A 20,807-nucleotide genomic window follows, 5' to 3' on the forward strand; every position below is an offset into this window, starting at 1 on the left:
ACTGCGCGTTACGGACGCCAGTCGGCGAGTACGCCCTCGTAGAGCTCGGCGTCGGTCAGCTCGCGGGGGGTGGGGCCCGCGTGGAAGAAGGACGCGTTGCCGGTCTTCAGCTTGCGGAGGTAGTCGAAGGCCTTGTTGTCGTGGTCACCGAAGGCGACGAAGGAGAAGAAGAGGCCGGGGTGGGACTCGGCCGCCGCCGTGAGGGACTGGGTCGCGGGGGTCTTCGCGTCCGGGGCGCCGTCGGTCTGGAAGACCACGAGGGCGGGGGTGCGGGGGGTCGCGTGCTGGTCCGTGTGCTTGTCGTAGTGGGCGAGTACGGCTTCCACGGCGGCGTGGTAGCTGGTACGGCCCATACGGCCGAGGCCGGCGTGGACGTCGTCGATCTTGGTCTCGTGGTCCGGGGTGAGGGTGAGGTCGGTGGTGCCGTCGACCTCCGTGGAGAAGAAGACGACGTGGACCGTGGCGTCGGGGTCCAGGTGGGCGGCGAGGGCCAGGGTCTGGTCGGCGAGGGCCTGGGCGGAGCCGTCCTTGTAGTACGGGCGCATGCTCGCGGAGCGGTCCAGAACGAGGTAGAGCTTCGCTCGGGTGCCGGTGAGGTCGGTCTTCTTGAGGGTGGCTGTGGCGGCCTTGTAGGCGGCGGCGAGGGCGGGGGTGCGGGACTTGACCCTGGTGAGGGGGGTGGCGGGGGTCGGCTTCCGCGTGGCGTCGGCGGGTGCGGGTGCGGGTGCCTGCGGCTCCGGGTCCTTCGCCTCGGCTTCGCCTTCGGCGGGGTTCTCGTTCCCACCCGCACCACCCGTGCGGGTTTCGTCGTCGGGTGCGGGTGGCCCCTGCGGGGCGTCCTCGCCGTCGGCGGCCGGCGGCGCGCTCGCCACCTCGGCCTCCGGCTCCGCCTGATTCTCGGGCCGGGCCTTCTCCTCGACCGGGGCCTCGGGCTCCGTGGGCGACTCGGCGGGCTGTTCCTCGACCTGGGCCTCGGGCTCCGGCTTCTCCTCGGGCTCCGGCTCTGCGAGTGTCTCGGCGGCTGTCTCGGTGGCCTCGGGCTCGGGCTGGGTGGGGGTCTCGGCGGTTGCCTCGGTGAGCTCGGGCTCGGGCTGGGTGGGGGTCTCGGCGGTTGCCTCGGTGAGCTCGGGCTCGGGCTGGGTGGGGGTCTCGGCTGCTGCCTCGGTGAGCTCGGGCTCGGGCTCGGTGGAGGTCTCGGGCTCTTCCGGGGTGGCAGGTTCCGGGTGGAGGTTGTCCTCCGTGGGTTCCGACGGGCGCGGTACCTGGACGTTGTTGAAGGCCGCCGACACCAGTTCGTGCTCGTTGGGCGCCGAGCGGCGGGGCTCGGGGACGGTGGGCGTCGAGCCTTGGGGCTCAGGGGTGTTGGGGGTCTCCGCGGTCTCCGCCGTCTCCGCCGTCTCCGCGGTCTCCGGGGTCTCGAGGGACTCGGAGGGCTTGGCGGGCTCGGAGGGCTTGGAGGGTTCGGGGAGCCTGGAGGGCTCGGGGGTTTCCGGGGCGGGAGGTGTGGGCGGTTGCGCCGGCAGGCGGTCCGCACCCTCTGCCTCGGCGGCGCGCGCCTTGCGTGAGCGGCCGAATGCGTTCCGCAGGAGAGTGAGAATGCCCATGTGCGCAACCCTTCGTGAGCTGATGCCCGTCGATCCCTGGCCAGGACGGACACGTAAGGTTAGCGAAGCGGTCAGTGGGGGGAAGCGAGCGACCGGGCCGCCGCGACTTCCTGGCGGAGCGGCTCCAGCACACTGCCGGCCGGACCAGCGAGATCCGTGCGGACCGGTGTCAGGGTCTCGGCGTCGCGTACGCCCTCCGACAGCTCCCGGAGCTGCAGGGAGATCTGGGCGACCTCGGCCGTGGACGGGGGCTGCGCCCCGTGGCCGACCCGGACGCGGGCCGCCGTCGTCGCGTCGACGATACGTTCCACCGCCACGACCAGCGGCCACCAGGCTGCGGCGCGACGACCGGTCGGCGGTGGCTCGGTCAGCGCCCGCTGGAACTCCGTGCGGATCACCGACAGGTCGCGGTAGAGGCGGCGGCGCATGCGGGCCCTGGCGGCGGGGTCGTCGGCCGGGGCGAAGGCCGTCTCCACGTACGTCGCCGTGTCCGCCACCGCGTCGGCCAGGTGGTCGCCGACGCGGGTGCGCCAGCTCTCGGGCCACAGGAGGTAGCCGGCGGTCAGGGCGATGGCGCAGCCCAGCAGCGAGTCCGCCAGACGGGGCAGCAGCAGTGCCGTGCCCTGGTGGTTCAGGATGTGGGACAGGAGGAGGATCACCGGGGTGATCGCCGCGGTCTGGTAGCCGTAGCCGCGCGGGGTCAGGGCGGGGATCAGCGGGGCCAGCACCAGCATCACCGGCACGTCCCACCAGCCCAGCGGGACCTCCGCCAGGACCACCGCCGCGATCACCAGGCCCGCCACCGTGCCGAGGGCGCGCAGCAGGGCGCGCGAGAAGACCGAACCGAAGTCCGGCTTCAGGACGAAGGTGATCGTCAGGGCCACCCAGTAGGAGCGCGGCACCGGGATCAGGGAGACGAGGGCCTGGGCGATGCCGATGCAGACCGCGAGGCGCAGGCCGTAGCGCCAGGAGTTGGCGGAGAGCACGACGTTGCGGGCCGCTCGCGCCGTGCGGATGCCGAGTGCCGCGGGGCGGCCCAGGCGGTCGTCGATGCCCCGGGGGTCGACGTCGGGGGTGGTGACGACCTCGGCCGTGTGGCGCAGGGCGTGGTCCACCGCACGGGCGGTCTCCGTCACCGGTACCGGGAGGTCGAGCGCTATCGGGCCCGTGTACCCGGTTTCGACGGCCTGCGCCAGGTGGTGGAGCGCCTCGGGGATCCGCTGCGGAAGGGGGCGGCCGGCCAGGTGGGCGGCGGGGGCGGCCTCCACCACGGGCGTGATGGCGTTCAACTGGGCGAGCAGACGGGTCGGTTCGACGCTGCGGCCGTGCTGGCGGGCGCGCCGGCCCAGGATCAGGTCGTAGGACTGGTTGAGGGACTGGGTGACGGCACGGCGGGCGTCGTCGTACTCCTCGGTGCGGTCCGTGCCGGCCACGGCGAGGAGCGTGGCGGCCGTGCGGTAGGTGGCGGCCACCGCCGTGCGTTCCGGCACGCCGGAGCGCACCGGCCAGGCCAGCAGGGCCAGCAGGAGGACCAGCAGGCCGCCGCCGGTCATCAGGGCCGGGGCCAGCCACCAGGGCCGGGGCAGCGGGAGGCCGGCGCCCACCACGCAGTTCAGCAGCAGGAGCAGGCCGGAGACCGACGCCACCGCGCCGATCGTCGAGATCATGCCGGACAGCAGCGCGACGCCGGTGACGGCCACGACCGCGTACCAGCCGTGGCCGTACACCAGCGTGCCCAGCGTCACGCCGACCGCGCCGAAGAGCTGCGGGACGGCGATGTTGAGGATGCGCAGGCGGTAGGCGTCGGCGGTGTCGCCGATGACGCCGGACAGGGCGCCCATGGAGGCGAGGGCGCCGTACGCCGGGTATCCGGTGGCCAGGCCGATCGCGAGGGGGAGGGCCATGGCCACGGCGGCGCGGGCGACGGCGGCCTTGTTGACGGGGGCCTGCTGGGGGCGGAGGTTCCGGACCAGCCAGTCGGGAGGGGTGAGGCCGATGGGGAACTCGCGCGACATGCCGCCATTATCACCGGCCCGCCGCTCTCCCCCCGGCGTCATCCGCGCTGGTGGAGGGTGAGATCCACGACGAGGGCGCGGTGGTCGGTGCCGGCCACGCGCAGGAAGCGGGCCTCGGTCGCGGTGAAGTCCGGGGAGAGCAGGACGTGGTCGATCTGGGCGCCGATGACGGAGGCGGTGCGCGCGGGCCAGCTGGCGATGCGGTCGTCTCCGGCGAGGCGTGCGGCGTCGGTCAGACCGGTGTCGAGGATGCGGCGCAGGGCCGCGTGGTCCTCGGTGGCGTTGAAGTCGCCGGCGAGGATGGTGGGCGTGCGGGTGTCGGCGGCCGCGAAGGCGCGCAGCCTGCCGAGCTCGCGGTGCCACAGGCCGATCTGCTGGGGCAGCGGCGGCATGGGGTGGGCGAGTTGGAGGCGTACGGCGTGGCCGTGTACGTCGGCGACGGCGCCGGGCATGCCCATCGTGCCGCGCACGCCCGCGGTGGGCCGCAGCGGGAAGCGGCTGAGGATGAGGGAGCCGTGCGAACCGGCCGCGCGGACCGCCTGCCGGTACGGGTAGGCGGTCCCGAAGTCGCCCTCCAGCGCGGCCCGGCAGGTGTCCTCGCACTCCTCGACGAAGACGACGTCCGGGCGCAGGCCGCGGATCCGCGGGACCAGGGCGGGGGCGCCGCGCCCGAACTCCACGTTGGAGGTCAGCACGCGCAGCGTGGCGAGCGGCGGACCGCCGGGCTCGGTGACCTTGCCGTACGGCTCCAGGTACCAGGCGAGCAGGCCGAGTACGGCGATCCCGCACACCAGGCCCGGCCACCAGCGGGCGAGCAGCGCGCACAGCAGCGCGAAGCCGGTCGGCACGAGCAGCCAGGGCAGGAAGGCGAGCAGCTGGGGGACGGGGGTGACGCCGTCGGTGTCGGCGATCCGGCAGCCGACCACCACACCGACTCCGGCGAGCAGCAGTCCGGCACACCAGGCGCCGAGCCTGCGTCCGGGGCGTCGGTTCACGGGCCGAGCCTACGGGGGGCCGTCCGCCCGCGCCAGGACATCCGTGGGGCCGGGGGGCAACTCGACGACGCCGTCCACAGGTTGTGGACACCGGCCCCGGGTGCGGTCGCGGGCTGTGGGCGGGGTGGGTCGTCCGTCCGCGCCGGGTTCACCCGCGTCGCTGGGGGGAACCCGGTGACGTCATCTGCAGGTTGTGGGCCCCGGTGCCGGTGCCGGTGCCGGTGCCGGTGCCGGTGCCGGTCCTCGTCCCGGTCCGGCCGCGGTCCCGGTCCCGGGTGCGTGTTCCGTCCGCGCCGGGTTCACCCGCGTCGCTGGAGGCAACCCAGGGACGTCATCTGCAGGTTGTGGACACCGGTGGGGCCGGTGCCGGTGCGGGTGGGTCCGGGGCGGGGTGGTTCCGGGCCGGGTGGGCCGGCCGTGGCCGGCGGGTCAGCCATGCGGCCAGGGCCACCGTGAGGCCCAGGCCGAGCAGCAGCCAGGAGACCGTGCGCAGGGTGCTGGTGAGGGCGTCGTAGACCGCGCCGACGGCCGGGTGGGACACGCCTTCGGGCAGGTCGGCGAGGGTGAGGCCGCGGCCGACGGCCAGGGCCAGGGCGAGCAGCCCGCCGCCCAGGGCCGTGCCCAGCGCGGTCGCGGCGACGGCGCGGCGGCGGCGGACGGCCAGGGCGATTCCGGCGGCCGCGAAGGCGAGGGCCGCCGTCGGGAGCCAGAATCCGGCGACTTCGAGCACGTGGAACCCCTTCCGGAGGGAGGCCAGTCGGTCCGCCGGGAGCACGGACACCGCGGTGTGTTCCACCGGGATGCGGGCGGCGAGCGGCACATGGTCCCGGGTCAGCTGACGCTTCACCTGGTCGGTGACGGGGGCGAGGTCGACGGTGACCGGACGTCCGGCCGTGTCGCCGTCGTCGTCGCGCAGGGCGCGCAGGACCGCGTCGTGGGTGACCCGGTTGCCGGTGTCCCAGGCCAGCTGGAAAGCCTCGGTCTGGGTGAAGGAGCGCACCGCGTCGTGCACGAACGGGCGGACGGAGCCGTGCACCGGCCGGACGTCGAGGTGCTGGTCGACCGCGCGCAGGATGTCGTCACCGACCGTGTCCGCGACGGCCTCCCGCACGTCCGGGTCGGTGGCGAGCGGCGCCATCGCGGTGACGTACCGGCCCGTGTCGGTGAGCCCGTACGCCGCCCAGGCCGCCAGCGCGCCGAACGGCACGAGGGCGCAGGACAGGGCGAGGAGTACGGCCGACAGGGCGCTCCTGAGACGTGGGGGCACGCTTCCAGACAACGGCCCGCAGGGCGCGCACGCGAGCGGGGGGACTGCGTTCGGGCGACGGCCGGGCCGAACGGGTGTCCGCGCTCTCCGGTGGAGGGTTGACCCGAACGGGTGTTTCCTGGGGGGAGAAGGAGGCGATTGATGCGTACCACCACCCTCCCGCGGGGCTGCCACCACGTGTCGGCGGGGCCCCGCAACTGCGGCTGGAGCGGAAGTGGTTTCGCTCCTTCGCGCTCTCCGGCCCGTGGAGCCGGAACGTGACGGGGGTGAGGGAAGAGGGGAACAGGGGAGTGCACGGGCCCCGGCTCCGATCGGCCGGGGCCCGCGCACTTCCCGTCGCGGTCCGCGCGTTCAGCGCACGCGGTGGCCGAACGCGTCCTCGCGCGTGTAGTAGCGGTAGAAGAACGTGACGAAGGTGCACCCCGCGACGAGCAGCGACATCAGCACGGACCGCCACACCGAGTGGCCCGTCTGGATGTAGAGGAAGCCGAACGCGATACCGGCGAACGCCGTCCACAGCAGCGCGTGCAGTTCTCGTGGCATCCGCGGGGCCAGCGTCAGCAGGGCGATGCACACCACCGCGAACACCAGCGCGCTGATCCACCCGAGCAGCAGGTTCCCGCCGGTGATGGGCCCGCCCTGGCGGGCGTCGGCCGCGACCCAGTAGCCGTAGACGAGGCCCAGCACGACCGGGACGGCGATGTGGGCGATGCGATGGGTGCGCGCGTCGAAGACGTCGGGCGGGCGGGCGCGCCCCTCGGACGTCCGAGCCCCGATCTCCGGCCTGGTGCCGGCGCGGGGCACACCCCCGGGCGCGGGTGCCGCTTGAGCCATGAGAGGACTCCTCTCTCTGCTTGCCCCCGCTTTCCAGAGCACACCGGGGGGCAGGGCCTGGCAAGTCGGCCAGGAGAGTGACGGGTGCCCGGATGCGGCCGGTTCTCCCCCGTGTTTCGCTGGGAGACGCCGAGAAACCTGGAGGGCTGCCCGCCGTGACGGAGATGGAGTACGGGCGGCAGCGCCAGCTGCTGCGCGTACGCGGCCGGAGCGTCGCCTGGGTGCCGCCCCTGCTGCTGTTCGTCGCGATCGTGCTGCTGGACCTCAACACCAGCGAGCGGTTCCGGATCATCACCTGGATCGTGCTGGTCCCCGGCACGGCCGCCGCGATCTGCGGGGTGTGGGCGACGGGCGCCTTCGCCGCACTCGCGGTGGTGACGTACGTCGTCGTCGACAGCGCCTGGCCCGGCGAGTACCAGGCCGGCCTCGGCGACTTCGTCCTGGTCGCCCTCGGCGGCCTGCTGGCCACGGTGGCCTGCGCCGTGCGCGTGCGCAAGGAGAAGCAGACGCTGCACATCCAGGACATCGCCGAGACCACCCGGCGTACCGTGCTGCGCCCGTTGCCGCCGCGCTGGGGGGGCCTCGAACACGCCGGGGTGTATCTGGCGGCCGATGTCGACGCCCGGGTCGGCGGCGACTTCTACGACATCCAGCCCGGCCCGCACGGCACCCGCCTCCTCGTCGGCGACGTGCAGGGCAAGGGGCTGGCGGCGGTGGAGACCGCCGCCGCGCTGCTCGGCACCTTCCGCGAGGCCGGCTACCACGAGAAGGAGGTCGCGACCGTCGCCGCACGCCTGGAGACCCGGATGCTGCGGCACCGCTCGCACAGCTGCGCGCTGGGCCGGGACGACGGCGACCGCTTCGCCACCGCCGTGCTGGTCGGCTTCCCCGAGGACGCCCCCGACACCGTCGAGATGGTCAACTTCGGCCACGAGGCCCCGCTCGCCGTCGGCCCGCACGGGGTCCGCGAGCTGCCCAGCGGGGAAGGGCTGCCGCTGGGCCTCGGCGACCTCGTGGACGGCCTGCCGCCCGTGCGCCGGGTGCCGTTGGCCGCCGACGAGACGCTGCTGCTGGTCACCGACGGGGTGACCGAGGCCCGCGACCGGTCGGACGACTTCTATCCGCTGGCCCGGGACATCGCCCGCGCGCTCGCCGCCGACGAGCACGGCGCCGAGCCCCGGCGACTGGTCCGCCGGATCCGCGACGGGGTCCTGCGGCACGGCGGCGGCCGGCTGGACGACGACACCACGGTGTTCGCCGTGCGGCGGATACGGCAGGCGCAGGGCGAAGGCCCCGAACAGGGACGTTTGCGGTCCTGAGGCGCGGGTTCGCGGCCGCAGCGGTTACGGTGCTGGCAGGAGAGCCGATCAGGGCCGACAGGGGCTACAGGGGGAGGACCGATGCCCGGAACCGTGCTGCTGCTCGCGGCCTCGCCGGTGGGCCGGGGGCGCCTGGTGAACGCGGCCGGTGTGCTTCCGGTGCTGGCCGCCGTGGCCCCCGCCGTGCTGTCCGGCGCCGACACCGCCCACGTCGTCGAACTCGCCGACCCGCTGGAGCCGCAGGCCGTGCTGACCCGGCTGCGTGCCGCCGCGGCCGCGCCCGGACCGCTGACCGTGTACATCGCCGGCCAGCTGCAGCTGGACCGCCGGCAGCGGCTGCTGCATCTGGCGCTGGCGCGCACCACCGCGGCCACCGTCCGCTACACCGGGCTGCCGTGGCACTGGGTCCGGGAGGAGCTGCGGTTGCGCTCCGCCGCGGACACGGCTCTCGTGCTGGACCTGCACGCGGACGGCGAGGCTTGGCGGTACGTCGCCGAGCACGGGCTGGACTGCGGGCCCCACAGCACCGTTCACGGACGGGTGGCGGCGGCGGGCGGGCGCCGCGGTCCGGCCGAGCCCGCGTACATGAAGGCGGTGGCGACGCTGTTGCGCAGTGGCCGCCGGCCGCCGCTCGCCGCGTTGCACGAGCAGGCGCTGGTGCGGATCGGCGGGGCCGGTGCGGGGCGCGATCTGGTGCTCGCCGTCGCCGGGGGCGCCGCTGCCCGGCCCCCGTCCGCCCACCCGCCCGTCCGCCACGACCGGCCGCGTCCCGACGCGGCCCTCCGCACCGGGCCGCACGTCCACGCCGCCACCGGCACCGGCCAGGACCCGCACGCCGCCATCAGTGCCGCCGTGCGGGACGGGCGGCATGTCGATGCCGACGGCTTCGCCGCCCGGCATGAGCAGCTGGCCGTCCGCGCTCATGGCTCCGCCTCCGACGAGGCCCTGCACTGGGCCGAAGTGCGGGCCGATCTCGCGATGTTCGCCGGCGATCCGGTGCGCAGCTGCCGCGCCTGGCTGGCTGTCGCCCGGACCCGGCTGGGGGCGGGGCAGACGGTGGACTCGCCTGCCGTGGAGGCGGCCGTGGACCGCGCCCATCACCAGTGGGGACGGATCACGGACGCGGCAGCGGCCCGTGAACTGGGCTCCGCACTGGCGGAGTTGAGGCTACGGGTGCCCGGCCGTCAGAGCGGTGCGCTGGAGAACGTCCAGCAGCACCTGCGCCAGCTCCAGGCGGCCCCGTAGCCTCAGGCCCCCGACAGCACGGCCAGCGCCCCCGAGACGAGGGTGCGGACACCGGGGCCGATCGTGGGCAGGTCGGGGGCGAAGTGCGGACTGTGGTTGCTCGGCACGGCCGCGAACTTCTCCGGGAACGTGTCACCGGGGGCCTGCTCCCAGACCTCGGCGGGGGTGGTGGTGACGAACCAGTACGAGTACGGGATCGAGCCGAGGGCGAGCTCCGGGAAGTCCTCGCTGCCCATCGCCGGGCCCGGGTCGAACACCGTGTCCGCGCCGAAGACCTCGCCGTGCACGGCGGCCACGGTGGTGTCGGTGGCCGCGTCGTTCACGGTCACCGGGAAGGTGCTGCCGACGGTCACCTCCGGCTCGCGCGGGCAGCCGGCGGCGAGGCACTCGCCGTGCGCGATGCGCCGGATCGCGGCCAGCATCCGCTGCCGTACCTCCTCGGACCGGCTGCGCAGGTTCAGTGAGACGCGCGCCTCGGAGGGGATGATGTTGTGCCGGGTGCCGGCCTCGATCCGGCCCACGGTCAGCACCGCGGCCTCGCCCGCCGCCAGTTCCCGCGACACCACCGTCTGCAGCCGGGTGACCAGGTAGGCGGCCGTCACCACCGGGTCCACCGTCGCCTCCGGGCGCGAGCCGTGCCCGCCCCTGCCGTGCACGACGATGTCGACGTCCGTCGACGCCGACATGATCAGACCGGGTGCGTGCGGGTACAGGCCCGCCGGACCGGGGGCGGCGTGCTGGCCGAGCAGGACGTCCGGCCGGCCGAACCGCTCGTACAGCCCGTCCGCGACCATCCGCGCCGCGCCCTGCCCGGTCTCCTCGGCCGGCTGGCCCACCACCAGCAGCGTGCCCCGCCAGGTGTCGCGTCCGGCCGCCAGCGCGGCGGCGGCACCGGTGAGCCAGGTGACGTGCAGATCGTGCCCGCAGGCGTGCATCACGCCGTCCGTCCGCGAGGCGTACGGCAGTCCGGTCGCCTCCTGGACCGGCAGCGCGTCCATGTCGGCGCGGAGCAGTACGGTCGGGCCGTCGCCGTTGCGCAGCCGGCCGACGACGCCGGTGCCGCCGACGCCCTCCGTCGTCTCGTACCCGGCCTTCGCCAGCCGGCCGGCCAGTGTGCCGGCGGTGCGGTGCTCGCGCAGGGACAGCTCGGGGTGGCGGTGCAGGTCGCGGTAGAGGTCCTCCAGGTCCGTCACCGGGAGGTCGGAGGTCAGGTCCAGGGCGGTGCGTGCGGCGGTGGAGGTCATGGGGGAAGGCTAGGCACCATCTGTCCGAAACGTAACGGCACATTTGTTCGAGTGGTGGGTCCCGGGTGTGCCGTGGGCGAGGGGTGGTCGGGGTGCCGTCAGCGGTGGGAGGTCTGTGTCCGTGTCTGTAGCGTGGTGTGCACGGCCGGACCCTGGGGCACCGCGGCCCGCGCCGGGCCCGCGTTCGCCGCGAGGACGAGCGCCGTCACGGCGACCACCGCCGCGGCGACGCCTCTGGCATACCTCGTGGTGGGCCGTTCGAAGGGTGCGGATGTACGTCCGATCACGGCGACCTCGCAACACGACAGCAGCGTATTAAGCAGGCTTAATTCGCCGTTTAACCTAGGGGTGCCGACGCCTGACGGCAAGAGCACACAGGGGAGTTGGGGGCCACAGGATGCAGGACCGGGACGATCCGGCCGTCATCGGGCGGCGTGTACAGCAGCTGCGCACCGAGCGCGGGCTGACCCAGCGTCAGCTGGCGGAGCCCGCCTACACGCCCGCCTACATCTCCACCCTGGAGGCGGGCCGGGTGCGGGCCTCCGACGAGGCGCTGCGGCACATCGCCGGCCGGCTCGGCGTGGCCTTCGAGGAGCTGTCCGTCGGCCGGCCCGCCCACCTCGCCACCGATCTCAGGCTGCGGCTCACCGAGGCCCAGCGGGTCCTCGCCGACGGCCGGGCCGAGGAGGCGGCCGTCCAGTACGCGGCGCTGCGCGCGGAGGCGGAGGGGCACGGGCTGGGCCGAGAGCAGGCCACCGCGCTGCTGGGGCTCGGGGAGTGCGCCCTGGAGACGGGGGAGCTGACGCGGGCGCGGGAGTGCTTCGAGCGGGCCGAGGAGCAGCTCGCGGACCAGTGCCTGCCGGTGCGCGTGCCGGCCGTCCGCGGACGCGCGGTCGCGCACTACCTCGCCGGTGAACTCCGGTACGCCGTCTACCTCCTGGAATCCACCCTCGACGAACTGAACCGCGGCGGACTGCACGATCCCGACGCCCTGCTCCTGCTCTACGCCGGTGTCATCGGCCCGTACATGGACATGGGCGCGCACGCCCGCGCCGCCCAGGCCGCCGAGTTCGCCCTCGCGCTCGCGCCGCAGGCCGCCGACCCCGCGCTGATCGCCCGGATGCACCGTTCGGTGGCCCGCACCCTGATCGCCGAGGGCCGGGTCGCCGAGGCCGACGCCTCCCTCGCCAAGGCCGCCGAGCTGTACCGCCAGCTGCGGCTGCGCACCGAGCTGGCCAACTGCCACTGGATGCGCGGCTACGTCTGCGCCCAGAACGGCGAACTGGAGCGCGCCGAGGACGAGTTGCGCCAGGCGCACACCATGCTCGCGCGCAGCCGGGCCGCCCTCTACCGCAGCCAGGCCGCCGTCGAACTGGCCGACGTGCTGCACCGCCGCGGCAAGTCCGCCGAGGCCGCCGAGCTCCTCCAGGGCGTCCTCGGCGACTTCTCCTCCGAACGCGGCGCGGTGCACGCCGCCGCGGCCCACCGCCTGCTCGGCATCATCGCCGAGGACGCCCGGGACACCGAGGCCGCCGAGGAGCACTACGTCCGCGCGCTCAGCCTCCTGGAGCGCGCGGGCGCCGCCGGCGACCTGGCCGACCTGTGCCGTCTCCTCGGCGACCTGCTGCGCCGCACGGGCCGCGTCGAGGCCGCCCTGGACGCCTACCGCACCGGCCTCGGCCACCGCACCGCCCCGGGCACGACCACCCTCGGCCCCGCCCCGGCCCAGCCGCCGCTGTGACCCGTGGCGCGACGCCGCCCACCCCCACGGGGCACACCCCCGCGCCGGGCCCGCCGCCGCGGGCGGGAAGGTGTGCGTGCGGTCGTCATCGGGGCCCCTGCGATGTGGGTCCGTGCGCGGCGTGCAGTACCTGTACGCACGCGCAGCGGTCCGGGTTGCACGGCGGCTCGGGGAAGTCGGGGCACCCGGGGCAGGGGCGGCGGTGACCGGGGACGAGTTCCGGCACAGGGAGGCCGGCCCGGGAAGGGGGGCAGGGAAGGGGGGCAGGGTGGTGCTCAGACCTGTGCGCGACCCTGTCTGCGGATGTCCGCCAGGCGCAGCGCACCGACCTGGACGGCGGCCTGGGTCGCGTCGTTCGGTACGTCGCCCAGACCGCCGTTGGTGAGGACGAAGGCGTCCGCGCCGACCCGGACGGCGGCCACCTCCAGCGAGAGCAGGGCCTCCTGCCCGTCCGTGGTCACGGCGTCGATGCTGACGCGCAGCCCCTGGCGCGCGTCCCCGACCTCCGGCAGCGGGGCGTCGGTGACCTGGACGTCCTCCATGATCCCGAGTTCCGTGGTGGCGGTGAACCGCGCGCACTGCGCCGGCATCGACGCGAGCCATGTCAGCGCCGCGTCCACGTCGGAGGGGCGCCGGGCGGCGATCTGGTAGCGCAGCTGGGCGTCGTTGTGGGTGTCGTCCAGGCCGATCGCGACGCGGGCGGGGCCGCCGAGGAGCTCGTCGGAGTAGAGGGCGTCCAGCAGCGGCTGGCAGTCGCCGGCCTCGGTGGTCGCCTTCAGCAGCCCGTCCCGCCAGGTCGCCGCACCCCCGGTCGGCGTCCAGGGGGCGCCGAGGTCGGTCTGGGTGATGAGCGCGGCCTGCGCCTGCTCGTCGGTGAGCGTGGAACCGTCGGCCCGCGCGCTCGGCTTCGGCGCCGGGGTCCGCCTGTCGATCGTCGGCAGGGGCTGGGGCGCGGTCGCCGGCTGTTTCAGGCTGAGGGCCGCGCAGCCGCCCAGGGCGAGCAGGCCGGCGACGGTGAGCCAGGACAGGAGGCCGTGGGGGCGTATCGCGTCGGTCATGGAGATGTCTCCTGGGCTGCGGACCGGTGGGGTGCCTGCTCTCACGGCACCACCGCCCCGCCCGCCCCACCAGCGCTCCCGTCCGTCCGGGTGACGGCCGAGCGGACGGCGGAAAACGCCTCGCTCCGCGGCTTCCCGCGCTGCTACGGTCGCCGCATGCAGCGCGCCCAGCAGTACCCGAAGAGCACGACGACGCCGGAGACCGTCCCGGCGCGCTGACACCTGACCAGCATCGAAGCCCCGGGGCGACCGCCCCGGGGCTTCTGGCGTGTCACGGGGCGTTCGCCTCTCCGCATGAGGAGGAGCCCCCCATGGACGACCGGCTGCCCGACCACCGCCGTCTCGGCCGCGAGCTCGACCTGTTCGACACCGACCCCCTGATGGGTGCCGGCCTGCCGTACTGGCTGCCCGACGGCGCGGTCGTCCGGCACACCCTGGAGGAGTACATCCGCGAGGCGGAACGCCGCGCCGGGTACCGGCACGTGTACTCGCCCGCGCTCGGCAAACGGGAGCTCTACGAGATCTCCGGGCACTGGGCCCACTACAGCGACGACATGTACCCGCCGATGAAGCTGGGCCCCCATGAGTCCGAGGAGGTGGTGCTGCGGCCGAGCCTGTGCCCGCACCACGCCCTGATCTACCGCTCCCGCTCCCACAGCCACCGCGAGCTGCCCCTCAGGATCGCCGAGCTGGGCGGCATGTACCGCGCCGAACGCTCCGGCGTCCTCGGCGGCCTGACCCGCGTGCGGGCCATCCAGCTCAACGACGCGCACATCTTCTGCACCCTGGAACAGTCGGTCCAGGAGGCCCGTGCCGCGCTGGAGCTGATCGCCCGCGCCTACGCCGACCTGGGCATCGAGGCCGTACGCCACCGCCTGTCGCTGCCCGGCGCGGGCGGCAAGTACGTCGCCGATCCCGGGCTGTGGCGCCGGGCCACCGAGCTGCTGCGGGAGGTGCTGGACGCGTCCGGGGTGGCGTACGAGGAGGCGGAGGGCGAGGCCGCCTTCTACGGCCCGAAGATCGACGTGCAGATCGCCGACCCGGCCGGCCGGGAGTCCACCCTGTCCACCGTGCAGATCGACTTCCACCAGCCGGCCCGGTTCGACCTGCACTACATCGGCGCCGACGGCGCGAAGCACCGGCCGGTGATGGTGCACCGCAGCGTCATCGGCAGCGTCGAGCGGGCCGTCGCCCACCTCGTCGAGGTGCACGCCGGCGCCTTTCCGGCCTGGCTGGCCCCCCTCCAGCTGGTGGTGCTGCCGGTCGCCGAGGAGCAGGCCGGGCAGGCGGCGGCGGTCGTCCAACAGGCCCTGGAGCTGGGCCTGCGGGCCGAGCTCGCCGGTCCCGGGCAGGGCACCCTGGGCGCCCGGATCCGCGCGGCCCGTCTGGTGCCGTACCAGGCGGTGATCGGCGCCCGTGAGGCCGAGGCCGGACTGGCCGCCGTACGCCTGCGGGACGGCCGGCGCCCCGGGGAGCTGCCGGTGCCCGGGCTGCTGGCCCGGATCGCCGCCCAAGTGGCCGCACGCGGCACCGCGCTGTGGGACTGATCGCGGTCCGGCTGATCACCGCGGGGATGATGCAGAGCTGACCGCCGGGCGTTGATCTAGGGTTTGAGCGTCGGTACGACGAAGGAGTCCGCTGTGACCGGTCAGCCCATCCCCGTGATCATCGACTGCGACACCGGCGTCGACGACGCCCTGGCCCTGCTGCTCGCCGTACGCCACCCCGGCCTGGACCTGCGGGCGGTGACCTGCGTGGCCGGGAACACGGACGTCGACGGCGTGGTCCGCAACACCCTGACCGTGCTGGAGCAGGCGGGCGCCCCGGACATCCCGGTGGGCCGGGGCGCCGAACGCCCGCTGATCGAACCCGCCCGCCCGGCCCGGCACGTGCACGGCTCCGACGGCATGGGCGACCTGGGCCTGCCCGCGCCGACCCGCGCCCCGGCGGACGTCGACGCCGTCACCCTGCTGCGCCGCGAGATCCTGGCCTCCCCACGCCCGGTCACCCTGATCCCGACCGCGCCGCTGACGAACATCGCCCTGCTGCTGCGCACCCACCCGGAGGTGACCCGCAACATCGAGCGGATCGTCTTCATGGGCGGCGCGGTGGCCGTCGGGAACGCCACGCCCGTGGCCGAGTTCAACGTCTGGCACGACCCGGAGGCGGCGGCGATCCTGCTCACGGCCGGGGTGCCGATCACGATGTACGGCCTCGACGTGTTCATGCGGGTCGTCGTGGACGCCCCGGACGTCCACCGGCTGCGCGCGAGCAGCGACCCCGGCACCCGGCTGGCCGGCGAACTCCTCGCGCACCGGCCGACCACCCAGGGCGAGGCCCCGGAGGCGGAGGAGGCGGGCGGCCTCGGCGACGCGGGCGCCGTGTGTGCCGTCGCCGACCCGGCCGGCCTCACCACCCGCCTGCTGCCGGTCGAGGTGTCCCTGGCGCCCGGCCCGGCCCGGGGCCAGACGATCGTCGACCGCCGGCCACGCCCGGGCGAGTCCGAGATCCACGAGGGCAAGCGCGAACACGCCCTGGTGGACGTGGCCTTGGAGGTCGACGTGGACCGCTACGTGAAGCTGTACCTGGAGACGGTGGAGCGCTAGTCCGTGGCGGGGGCGGCGCCGCTCGTGGAGGCCGCGCCGGAGGCCGTCCAGCGTTCCTCCACCCGGGCGATGCGCCAGTAGGCCAGCGCCCCCGCCCACACCACCACGAACAGGCCGACGATGAGGTAGCCGACGTTGTCCAGGTCGAGTCCGGCGATCCAGCCGCTGACGCCGTCGTGCAGGCCGAACTTCTCGTGCAGGACGCCGACCAGCTCGATCGTGCCGATGAAGAAGGCGACGGCGATGGACAGCCCGGTGATGGCGAGGTTGTAGAAGACCTTGCGGACGGGGTGGGAGAACGCCCACTGGTAGGCGAAGTTCATGAACGTGCCGTCCAGTGTGTCGAACAGGCTCATGCCGGCGGCGAACAGCAGCGGCAGGCACAGGATCGCGTACCAGGGCAGGCCCGCCGCGGCGCCGGAGCCGGCCATCACCATCAGCGTGACCTCGGTGGCCGTGTCGAACCCGAGCCCGAAGAGGAAGCCGAGCGGGAACATCTGGCCGGGCCGGCTGACGGACTTGGTCAGCCGGCCGAGGATCCGGTTCATGAAACCGCGGGAGTCCAGGTGCTGTTCGAGCTCCCGCTCGTCGTACGTCCCGGCGCGCATCGCGCGGAAGACCTTCACGATGCCCGTCAGGGCGACCAGGTTCAGGGCCGCGATGAGGTAGAGGAACGTGCCGGAGATCGTCGTCCCCAGGAAGCCGAGCGCCTGGTGGGTGCGGGAGTGCTCGTCCATCACCTTGCCGGCGAGCTGGGTTCCGCCGGCGATCAGCGCGGCCAGCACGACCACCACGCTGGAGTGGCCGAGTGCGAACCAGAAGCCCACGGACACCGGCCGCTTGCCGTCGGCCATCAGTTTGCGGGTGGTGTTGTCGATGGCGGCGATGTGGTCGGCGTCGAAGGCGTGCCGCATGCCGAGGGTGTAGGCGGTGACACCGAGCCCGATGCCGAAGACGTCGGTGCCGACCTTGTAGTGCTCGGGCACGACCAGCAGGAAGAGGATCCCGAAGGCGACGACGTGCAGGGCGACGATCACCGCCAGCAGCCCCGCCGTCTTCAGGGTGTCCTCGCGACGCCAGCGGAAGGACGCAGCATCGGCCATCGGGTTCACGCTCCAGCACCTCGTGGATCACTTCGTGAGCTGCCGTGGCCGGTCTCCTGGCTGACGGGTGCCGATGTCCGCCGCCCCTGCCTTCCCAGTCGTACGACCGACCAGTGGCCCGGCGGTTGCCGGACGGGACGGGGACTCCCCGATCACAGTGGCGAGGGCCGCGTCGGCATGGACCCTGAAGGGCCGTCACCGACTTCCCGAGCACCACGGCCCGCCCACCGTACGGGCGCGGGCACTCCGCTGCATAGCTGCGCACCCGTGCAGGTATTCAAGATCACAGAGCCGCCTGCGAGGATGACGCCATGCATCTCGTGCCTGCCGACCGAGCCGACCGGCGCACCATCGACGGTCACCGGGTGTGCGACGCGATCGCCGCCATCGGTGACGCGGAGCGGGTGCGCGCCTGGGCCGGCCGCTTCTCGCTGCTGGCCGACGCCAACCGGCTCGCCCTGCTCCTCGCCCTGCACCGCACCGGTCCGCTCGCCGTCTCCGACCTGGCCGTCGCCACCGGTATGAACGACCCCGCCGTCTCCCAGGCCCTGCGGCTGCTGCGTGCGGCGGGTGTCGTGGCCGGGGAGAAGGAGGGGCGCGTGGTGCGGTACCGCGTGGTGGACGCCGATGTGCGCGCGGTGCTGGACCACTGCTGAGACGCGCCCCCGGCCGGCCTAACCCACGCTCGGGCTCGGGCTCGGGCCCGCGCCGGTGATGCCGTTGATGTCGACGGGGGTGGACGTCGCGTTCGGCGGTGGGGTGAGGACCACCTCCGGCTGGCCGGCGGCCGGGGGCGGCGGGGTCAGGTCGGAGGCGGGCAGCTTCGGCGGGGTCGTCTGCTGGAACAGGGTCTGGTCGAAGTCGACCAGGCCCGTCTTCTCCATCACCGTCATGTGGTCCAGGACCGTGTTGTTGGCCTGGTCGGCGAGGGCGCGCACCAGCGAGTTCTTGGTCGTGGACCGGATCTTCGAGATGGTGTTGAAGATCGCGCCGTGCGTCATCCGCAGGATGTTGGCGAAGTCGCTGTCGAACTTCTTCCCGCTGTCCGCCTTCAGCTGGCTGACGAATCCCTGCTGCTGCGGGCTCGGCAGGTCGGGCAGCGTGACGTTCAGCATCGGCGCGATCTTGCGGCAGGTGATGTCCAGGGCGGCGTGCCCGTCGACCAGGTGCTTGCTGGCCGTGATGACCGCCGGCGTCGTGCCCTTCTGCAGCCCTATCTGCCCCACCGGGTACTCCCACAGACCGGCCGCCCGCACCTTCACGACGAAGTCCCGGTCCTGCTCGGTGAGCGGACCCCACTGGGTGTTGGCGATGACGCGGTCCTGGGCAGCGGTGACCGTGTTCAGCCCGAGCATGCTCGGGTAGGCCAGTGCCACGAGGGTCATGGCCATCGCACCGCCCACGAAGAGAGTTCCCGTCGCGTTCCGCGAAAAGCGCACCGTGCCTCCTGCCCGGTCGTGGATCCCGCCCACGGTGACGGCGCGGGCGGTTCGGACGCACAGCAGTACGGACGCGGGAGCGATTCGTCTCTGAGGTTCGGGTAAAAATTCCCGGACGCCGAGGTCCTGGGCGGTGATTGCCATGTGTTGGTGCACATGACAAACGGTTGGCCAAAGATTGACCCGTCTCCGGGAGAAGGCGGCCGAAACGCGGTCCTAGATTCGCGGCATGCCCCCACAGCCACCTCCCCGCATGCCCGCGGCCCTCCCCGTCCTGCCCTACCGCAAGCCCACCAAGGGCCGCGACTACTGGGTGCTGGACGACGCCCTGCCCGAGATCGACGCCGTGCGGAAGCGGTGCCTGGCCAAGGACGACTGGGTCAAGGGCTACCCGTACACCTCCGAGACCTGGCCCGGTCTGCGCGCGATGCCCGGACTGGAGCCCGGCGAACTCTCCCGCATCGAAGGCCTGGTGAGGAAGGCCACCGGGGCGAAGGAGCTGTGGGTGCAGCAGACGCCCGGCGGCGGCACCCTGAACCACAACTGCGTCCAGGTGGTCGGCGAGGGCGAGAGCGAGCCCCGCCCGCACACCGACTCCCGCGCGCTGTGCCGGTACGCGGCCGTGCTCTACCTCAACCCGGACGTCCCCAAGGACTGCGGCACCGCCTTCTACCGTCAGTCGCTGCCCGGCGGCCGGCTGGGCGGCAACATCGTCCAGGCGCCGCACAACAACCTCGTCGAGGCCCTGGGCACCCGCTTCGTGCCGGGCGACCACTTCGAGGAGGACGTCCGCGTCCCGCACAAGTACAACCGTCTGCTCCTCTACAACGCCAACCTCGTCCACAGCGCCACCCGTTACTGCGGCAGGACGCTGGAGGAGAAGCGGATGACGGCGGTCTTCTTCTGGATGGCGTGAGGCGGACGCCCCCCGCTGAACCCCCCGGGCTCCTCGCGCCCACCTCGCGTGCCGTCCCCTGTCCCAGCGTCCACGGCACCTTGCGCGGTGCGGCCTCGCGTCACAGGACCAGCAGCAGCGCCGCCACCGCCGTGCAGCCCGCGCACACCGCCAGGGCCACGCCCACGCAGCGCCGCCGGAGTTCCTGGTAGCGGTGCTCGTACTCGGTGCGCAGCGACGCGCACCGGGCCGCGATCCGTTCCAGGTCCGCCCGGGCCCGCTGCAGGCTGTCGGCGACGTACCGGCGTTCGATCTCCTCGCGCTGCCCGGTCGTCAGCCACTCCAGGGGCCCCGCGAACTCCCGCGCGCGCTGCTCCGCCTCGGCGATCCGGGCCTGCCAGAGCAGGTACCCCTCCACCTCGTCGGCCAGGGCGCCGTCGGCGCCCCGCCGTGGCGTACCGGTCACCCCTCGCCCCGGTCGGTCCGCACCGGGACCTGGACCTCCTGCTCGCTCATCGCGATGTCGGGGTGGTGCAGGTCGAACGCCGGGGACTCGCTGCGGATCCGGGGCAGGGTGACGAAGTTGTGCCGCGGCGGCGGGCAGGACGTCGCCCACTCCAGCGAACGGCCGTAGCCCCACGGGTCGTCGATGCCCACCGGCTCGCCGTACCTGGCCGTCTTCCAGATGTTGTAGAGGAACGGCAGGATCGACAGGCCGAGCAGGAACGAGCCGATCGTGGAGAGGGTGTTCAGGGCGGTGAAGCCGTCGCTGGCCAGATAGTCGGCGTAGCGGCGCGGCATGCCCTCGGCGCCCAGCCAGTGCTGGACCAGGAACGTGGCGTGGAAGCCGACGAACAGCGTCCAGAAGGTGATCTTGCCGAGGCGCTCGTCCAGCATCTTGCCGGTGAACTTGGGCCACCAGAAGTGGAATCCGCAGAACATGGCGAAGACGACCGTGCCGAAGACGACGTAGTGGAAGTGGGCCACCACGAAGTACGAGTCGGAGACGTGGAAGTCCATCGGCGGCGAGGCCAGGATGACGCCGGTCAGTCCGCCGAAGAGGAACGTCACCAGGAAGCCCGTGGCCCAGAGCATCGGTGTCTCGAAGGACACGGACCCCTTCCACATGGTGCCGATCCAGTTGAAGAACTTCACCCCGGTCGGGACGGCGATCAGGAAGGTCATGAAGGAGAAGAACGGCAGCAGCACACCACCGGTGACGTACATGTGGTGCGCCCACACCGTCGCGGACAGGCCGGCGATCGCGATGGTCGCGGCGACGAGCCCCATGTAGCCGAAGATCGGCTTGCGGGAGAAGACCGGGATGACCTCGGTGACGATGCCGAAGAACGGCAGGGCGATGATGTACACCTCGGGATGGCCGAAGAACCAGAAGAGGTGTTGCCACAGCAGGACTCCGCCGTTCGCGGCGTCGAAGACGT

Annotated in this window: 19 protein-coding genes and 1 riboswitch; of the genes, 7 read left to right on the forward strand and 12 right to left on the reverse strand. The window is 73.5% G+C overall.

Annotated elements, in window-relative coordinates:
• Positions 1–8 precede the first annotated feature (8 nt).
• From IE244_RS22060 to IE244_RS22080, 5 genes are all read right to left on the reverse strand, one after another.
• Positions 9–1,604, reverse strand: coding sequence for a VWA domain-containing protein (locus IE244_RS22060; protein ID WP_191875260.1), 1,596 nt, complete (start codon positions 1,602–1,604; stop codon positions 9–11).
• A gap of 71 nt (positions 1,605–1,675) precedes the next feature.
• Positions 1,676–3,619, reverse strand: coding sequence for an FUSC family protein (locus tag IE244_RS22065; protein ID WP_191875261.1), 1,944 nt, complete (start codon positions 3,617–3,619; stop codon positions 1,676–1,678).
• 38 nt (positions 3,620–3,657) lie between these two features.
• The gene (locus IE244_RS22070) at positions 3,658–4,614 is read right to left on the reverse strand and encodes an endonuclease/exonuclease/phosphatase family protein (protein WP_191875262.1); all 957 of its coding nucleotides are present in this window, start codon (positions 4,612–4,614) and stop codon (positions 3,658–3,660) included.
• A gap of 331 nt (positions 4,615–4,945) precedes the next feature.
• Positions 4,946–5,881, reverse strand: a complete 936-nt coding sequence (locus IE244_RS22075) for a hypothetical protein (protein WP_191875263.1) — start codon at positions 5,879–5,881, stop codon at positions 4,946–4,948.
• A 351-nt stretch (positions 5,882–6,232) separates the two neighbouring features.
• Positions 6,233–6,715, reverse strand: a complete 483-nt coding sequence (locus IE244_RS22080) for a hypothetical protein (RefSeq protein WP_191875264.1) — start codon at positions 6,713–6,715, stop codon at positions 6,233–6,235.
• A 164-nt stretch (positions 6,716–6,879) separates the two neighbouring features.
• Here IE244_RS22080 and IE244_RS22085 point away from each other — a divergent pair, with 164 nt between their 5' ends.
• Positions 6,880–8,034 (forward strand): PP2C family protein-serine/threonine phosphatase, encoded by a 1,155-nt coding sequence (locus IE244_RS22085; protein ID WP_229854267.1) that lies wholly within the window; start codon positions 6,880–6,882, stop codon positions 8,032–8,034.
• 81 nt (positions 8,035–8,115) lie between these two features.
• Positions 8,116–9,279: a hypothetical protein gene (locus IE244_RS22090; protein ID WP_191875266.1), complete on the forward strand. Its 1,164-nt coding sequence runs from the start codon at positions 8,116–8,118 to the stop codon at positions 9,277–9,279.
• A gap of 2 nt (positions 9,280–9,281) precedes the next feature.
• Here IE244_RS22090 and IE244_RS22095 read toward each other — a convergent pair whose 3' ends face one another.
• Positions 9,282–10,523: an amidohydrolase gene (locus IE244_RS22095; protein ID WP_191875267.1), complete on the reverse strand. Its 1,242-nt coding sequence runs from the start codon at positions 10,521–10,523 to the stop codon at positions 9,282–9,284.
• 98 nt (positions 10,524–10,621) lie between these two features.
• Positions 10,622–10,810: a hypothetical protein gene (locus IE244_RS42100; protein WP_229854262.1), complete on the reverse strand. Its 189-nt coding sequence runs from the start codon at positions 10,808–10,810 to the stop codon at positions 10,622–10,624.
• 110 nt (positions 10,811–10,920) lie between these two features.
• On the opposite strand from IE244_RS42100, the gene IE244_RS22100 reads away from it, so the two are divergent.
• Entirely contained in the window at positions 10,921–12,264 is a 1,344-nt protein-coding gene (locus IE244_RS22100; RefSeq protein WP_191875268.1) for a helix-turn-helix domain-containing protein, read from the forward strand.
• A gap of 275 nt (positions 12,265–12,539) precedes the next feature.
• On the opposite strand, the gene IE244_RS22105 is transcribed toward IE244_RS22100, so the two are convergent.
• Positions 12,540–13,322, reverse strand: coding sequence for a hypothetical protein (locus tag IE244_RS22105; RefSeq protein WP_191875269.1), 783 nt, complete (start codon positions 13,320–13,322; stop codon positions 12,540–12,542).
• A 311-nt stretch (positions 13,323–13,633) separates the two neighbouring features.
• On the opposite strand from IE244_RS22105, the gene thrS reads away from it, so the two are divergent.
• Both thrS and IE244_RS22115 read left to right on the forward strand, forming a co-directional pair.
• A complete protein-coding gene (gene thrS / locus IE244_RS22110) occupies positions 13,634–14,869 on the forward strand; it encodes a threonine--tRNA ligase (RefSeq protein ID WP_191875270.1) in 1,236 nt (411 codons plus the stop codon).
• 93 nt (positions 14,870–14,962) lie between these two features.
• Positions 14,963–15,928: a nucleoside hydrolase gene (locus IE244_RS22115; RefSeq protein WP_191875271.1), complete on the forward strand. Its 966-nt coding sequence runs from the start codon at positions 14,963–14,965 to the stop codon at positions 15,926–15,928.
• Here IE244_RS22115 and nicT read toward each other — a convergent pair.
• Positions 15,925–17,031: a Nickel transporter NicT gene (nicT, locus tag IE244_RS22120; protein WP_191875272.1), complete on the reverse strand. Its 1,107-nt coding sequence runs from the start codon at positions 17,029–17,031 to the stop codon at positions 15,925–15,927. The genes IE244_RS22115 and nicT overlap by 4 nt on opposite strands.
• A gap of 29 nt (positions 17,032–17,060) precedes the next feature.
• Positions 17,061–17,264, reverse strand: a riboswitch (cobalamin riboswitch).
• A gap of 78 nt (positions 17,265–17,342) precedes the next feature.
• Here nicT and IE244_RS22125 point away from each other — a divergent pair.
• A complete protein-coding gene (locus IE244_RS22125) occupies positions 17,343–17,687 on the forward strand; it encodes an ArsR/SmtB family transcription factor (RefSeq protein WP_191875273.1) in 345 nt (114 codons plus the stop codon).
• A gap of 18 nt (positions 17,688–17,705) precedes the next feature.
• Here IE244_RS22125 and IE244_RS22130 read toward each other — a convergent pair whose 3' ends face one another.
• Positions 17,706–18,416: a DUF4142 domain-containing protein gene (locus IE244_RS22130; RefSeq protein WP_373305764.1), complete on the reverse strand. Its 711-nt coding sequence runs from the start codon at positions 18,414–18,416 to the stop codon at positions 17,706–17,708.
• Between the two features lie 283 nt (positions 18,417–18,699).
• Between IE244_RS22130 and IE244_RS22135 the strand changes: the two genes are divergently transcribed.
• On the forward strand, positions 18,700–19,386 hold the full coding sequence (locus IE244_RS22135; RefSeq protein WP_191875274.1) for a DUF6445 family protein: 687 nt from the start codon (positions 18,700–18,702) through the stop codon (positions 19,384–19,386).
• A gap of 100 nt (positions 19,387–19,486) precedes the next feature.
• Here the strand turns inward: IE244_RS22135 and IE244_RS22140 are convergent, their stop codons facing one another.
• Together IE244_RS22140 and IE244_RS22145 are read right to left on the reverse strand one after the other, a co-directional pair.
• Entirely contained in the window at positions 19,487–19,831 is a 345-nt protein-coding gene (locus IE244_RS22140; protein WP_191875275.1) for a cytochrome C oxidase subunit I, read from the reverse strand.
• A partial coding sequence (locus tag IE244_RS22145; RefSeq protein ID WP_191875276.1) for a cytochrome c oxidase subunit I occupies positions 19,828–20,807 on the reverse strand: 980 nt, incomplete at its 5' end. The genes IE244_RS22140 and IE244_RS22145, both read right to left, overlap by 4 nt.

The organism is Streptomyces filipinensis (assembly GCF_014649495.1).
In the GTDB taxonomy this organism is placed as follows: Bacteria; Actinomycetota; Actinomycetes; order Streptomycetales; family Streptomycetaceae; genus Streptomyces; species Streptomyces filipinensis.

Bases quoted from the DNA above. Each gene is read 5' to 3' on its own strand.
- IE244_RS22060 (WP_191875260.1), bottom strand. From the start codon at position 1,604: ATGGGCATTCTCACTCTCCTGCGGAACGCATTCGGCCGCTCACGCAAG.
- IE244_RS22065 (WP_191875261.1), bottom strand. From the start codon at position 3,619: ATGTCGCGCGAGTTCCCCATCGGCCTCACCCCTCCCGACTGGCTGGTC.
- IE244_RS22080 (WP_191875264.1), bottom strand. From the start codon at position 6,715: ATGGCTCAAGCGGCACCCGCGCCCGGGGGTGTGCCCCGCGCCGGCACC.
- IE244_RS22085 (WP_229854267.1), top strand. From the start codon at position 6,880: ATGGAGTACGGGCGGCAGCGCCAGCTGCTGCGCGTACGCGGCCGGAGC.
- IE244_RS22090 (WP_191875266.1), top strand. From the start codon at position 8,116: ATGCCCGGAACCGTGCTGCTGCTCGCGGCCTCGCCGGTGGGCCGGGGG.
- IE244_RS22095 (WP_191875267.1), bottom strand. From the start codon at position 10,523: ATGACCTCCACCGCCGCACGCACCGCCCTGGACCTGACCTCCGACCTC.
- IE244_RS22100 (WP_191875268.1), top strand. From the start codon at position 10,921: ATGCAGGACCGGGACGATCCGGCCGTCATCGGGCGGCGTGTACAGCAG.
- IE244_RS22105 (WP_191875269.1), bottom strand. From the start codon at position 13,322: ATGACCGACGCGATACGCCCCCACGGCCTCCTGTCCTGGCTCACCGTC.
- thrS (WP_191875270.1), top strand. From the start codon at position 13,634: ATGGACGACCGGCTGCCCGACCACCGCCGTCTCGGCCGCGAGCTCGAC.
- nicT (WP_191875272.1), bottom strand. From the start codon at position 17,031: ATGGCCGATGCTGCGTCCTTCCGCTGGCGTCGCGAGGACACCCTGAAG.
- IE244_RS22125 (WP_191875273.1), top strand. From the start codon at position 17,343: ATGCATCTCGTGCCTGCCGACCGAGCCGACCGGCGCACCATCGACGGT.
- IE244_RS22130 (WP_373305764.1), bottom strand. From the start codon at position 18,416: ATGACCCTCGTGGCACTGGCCTACCCGAGCATGCTCGGGCTGAACACG.
- IE244_RS22135 (WP_191875274.1), top strand. From the start codon at position 18,700: ATGCCCCCACAGCCACCTCCCCGCATGCCCGCGGCCCTCCCCGTCCTG.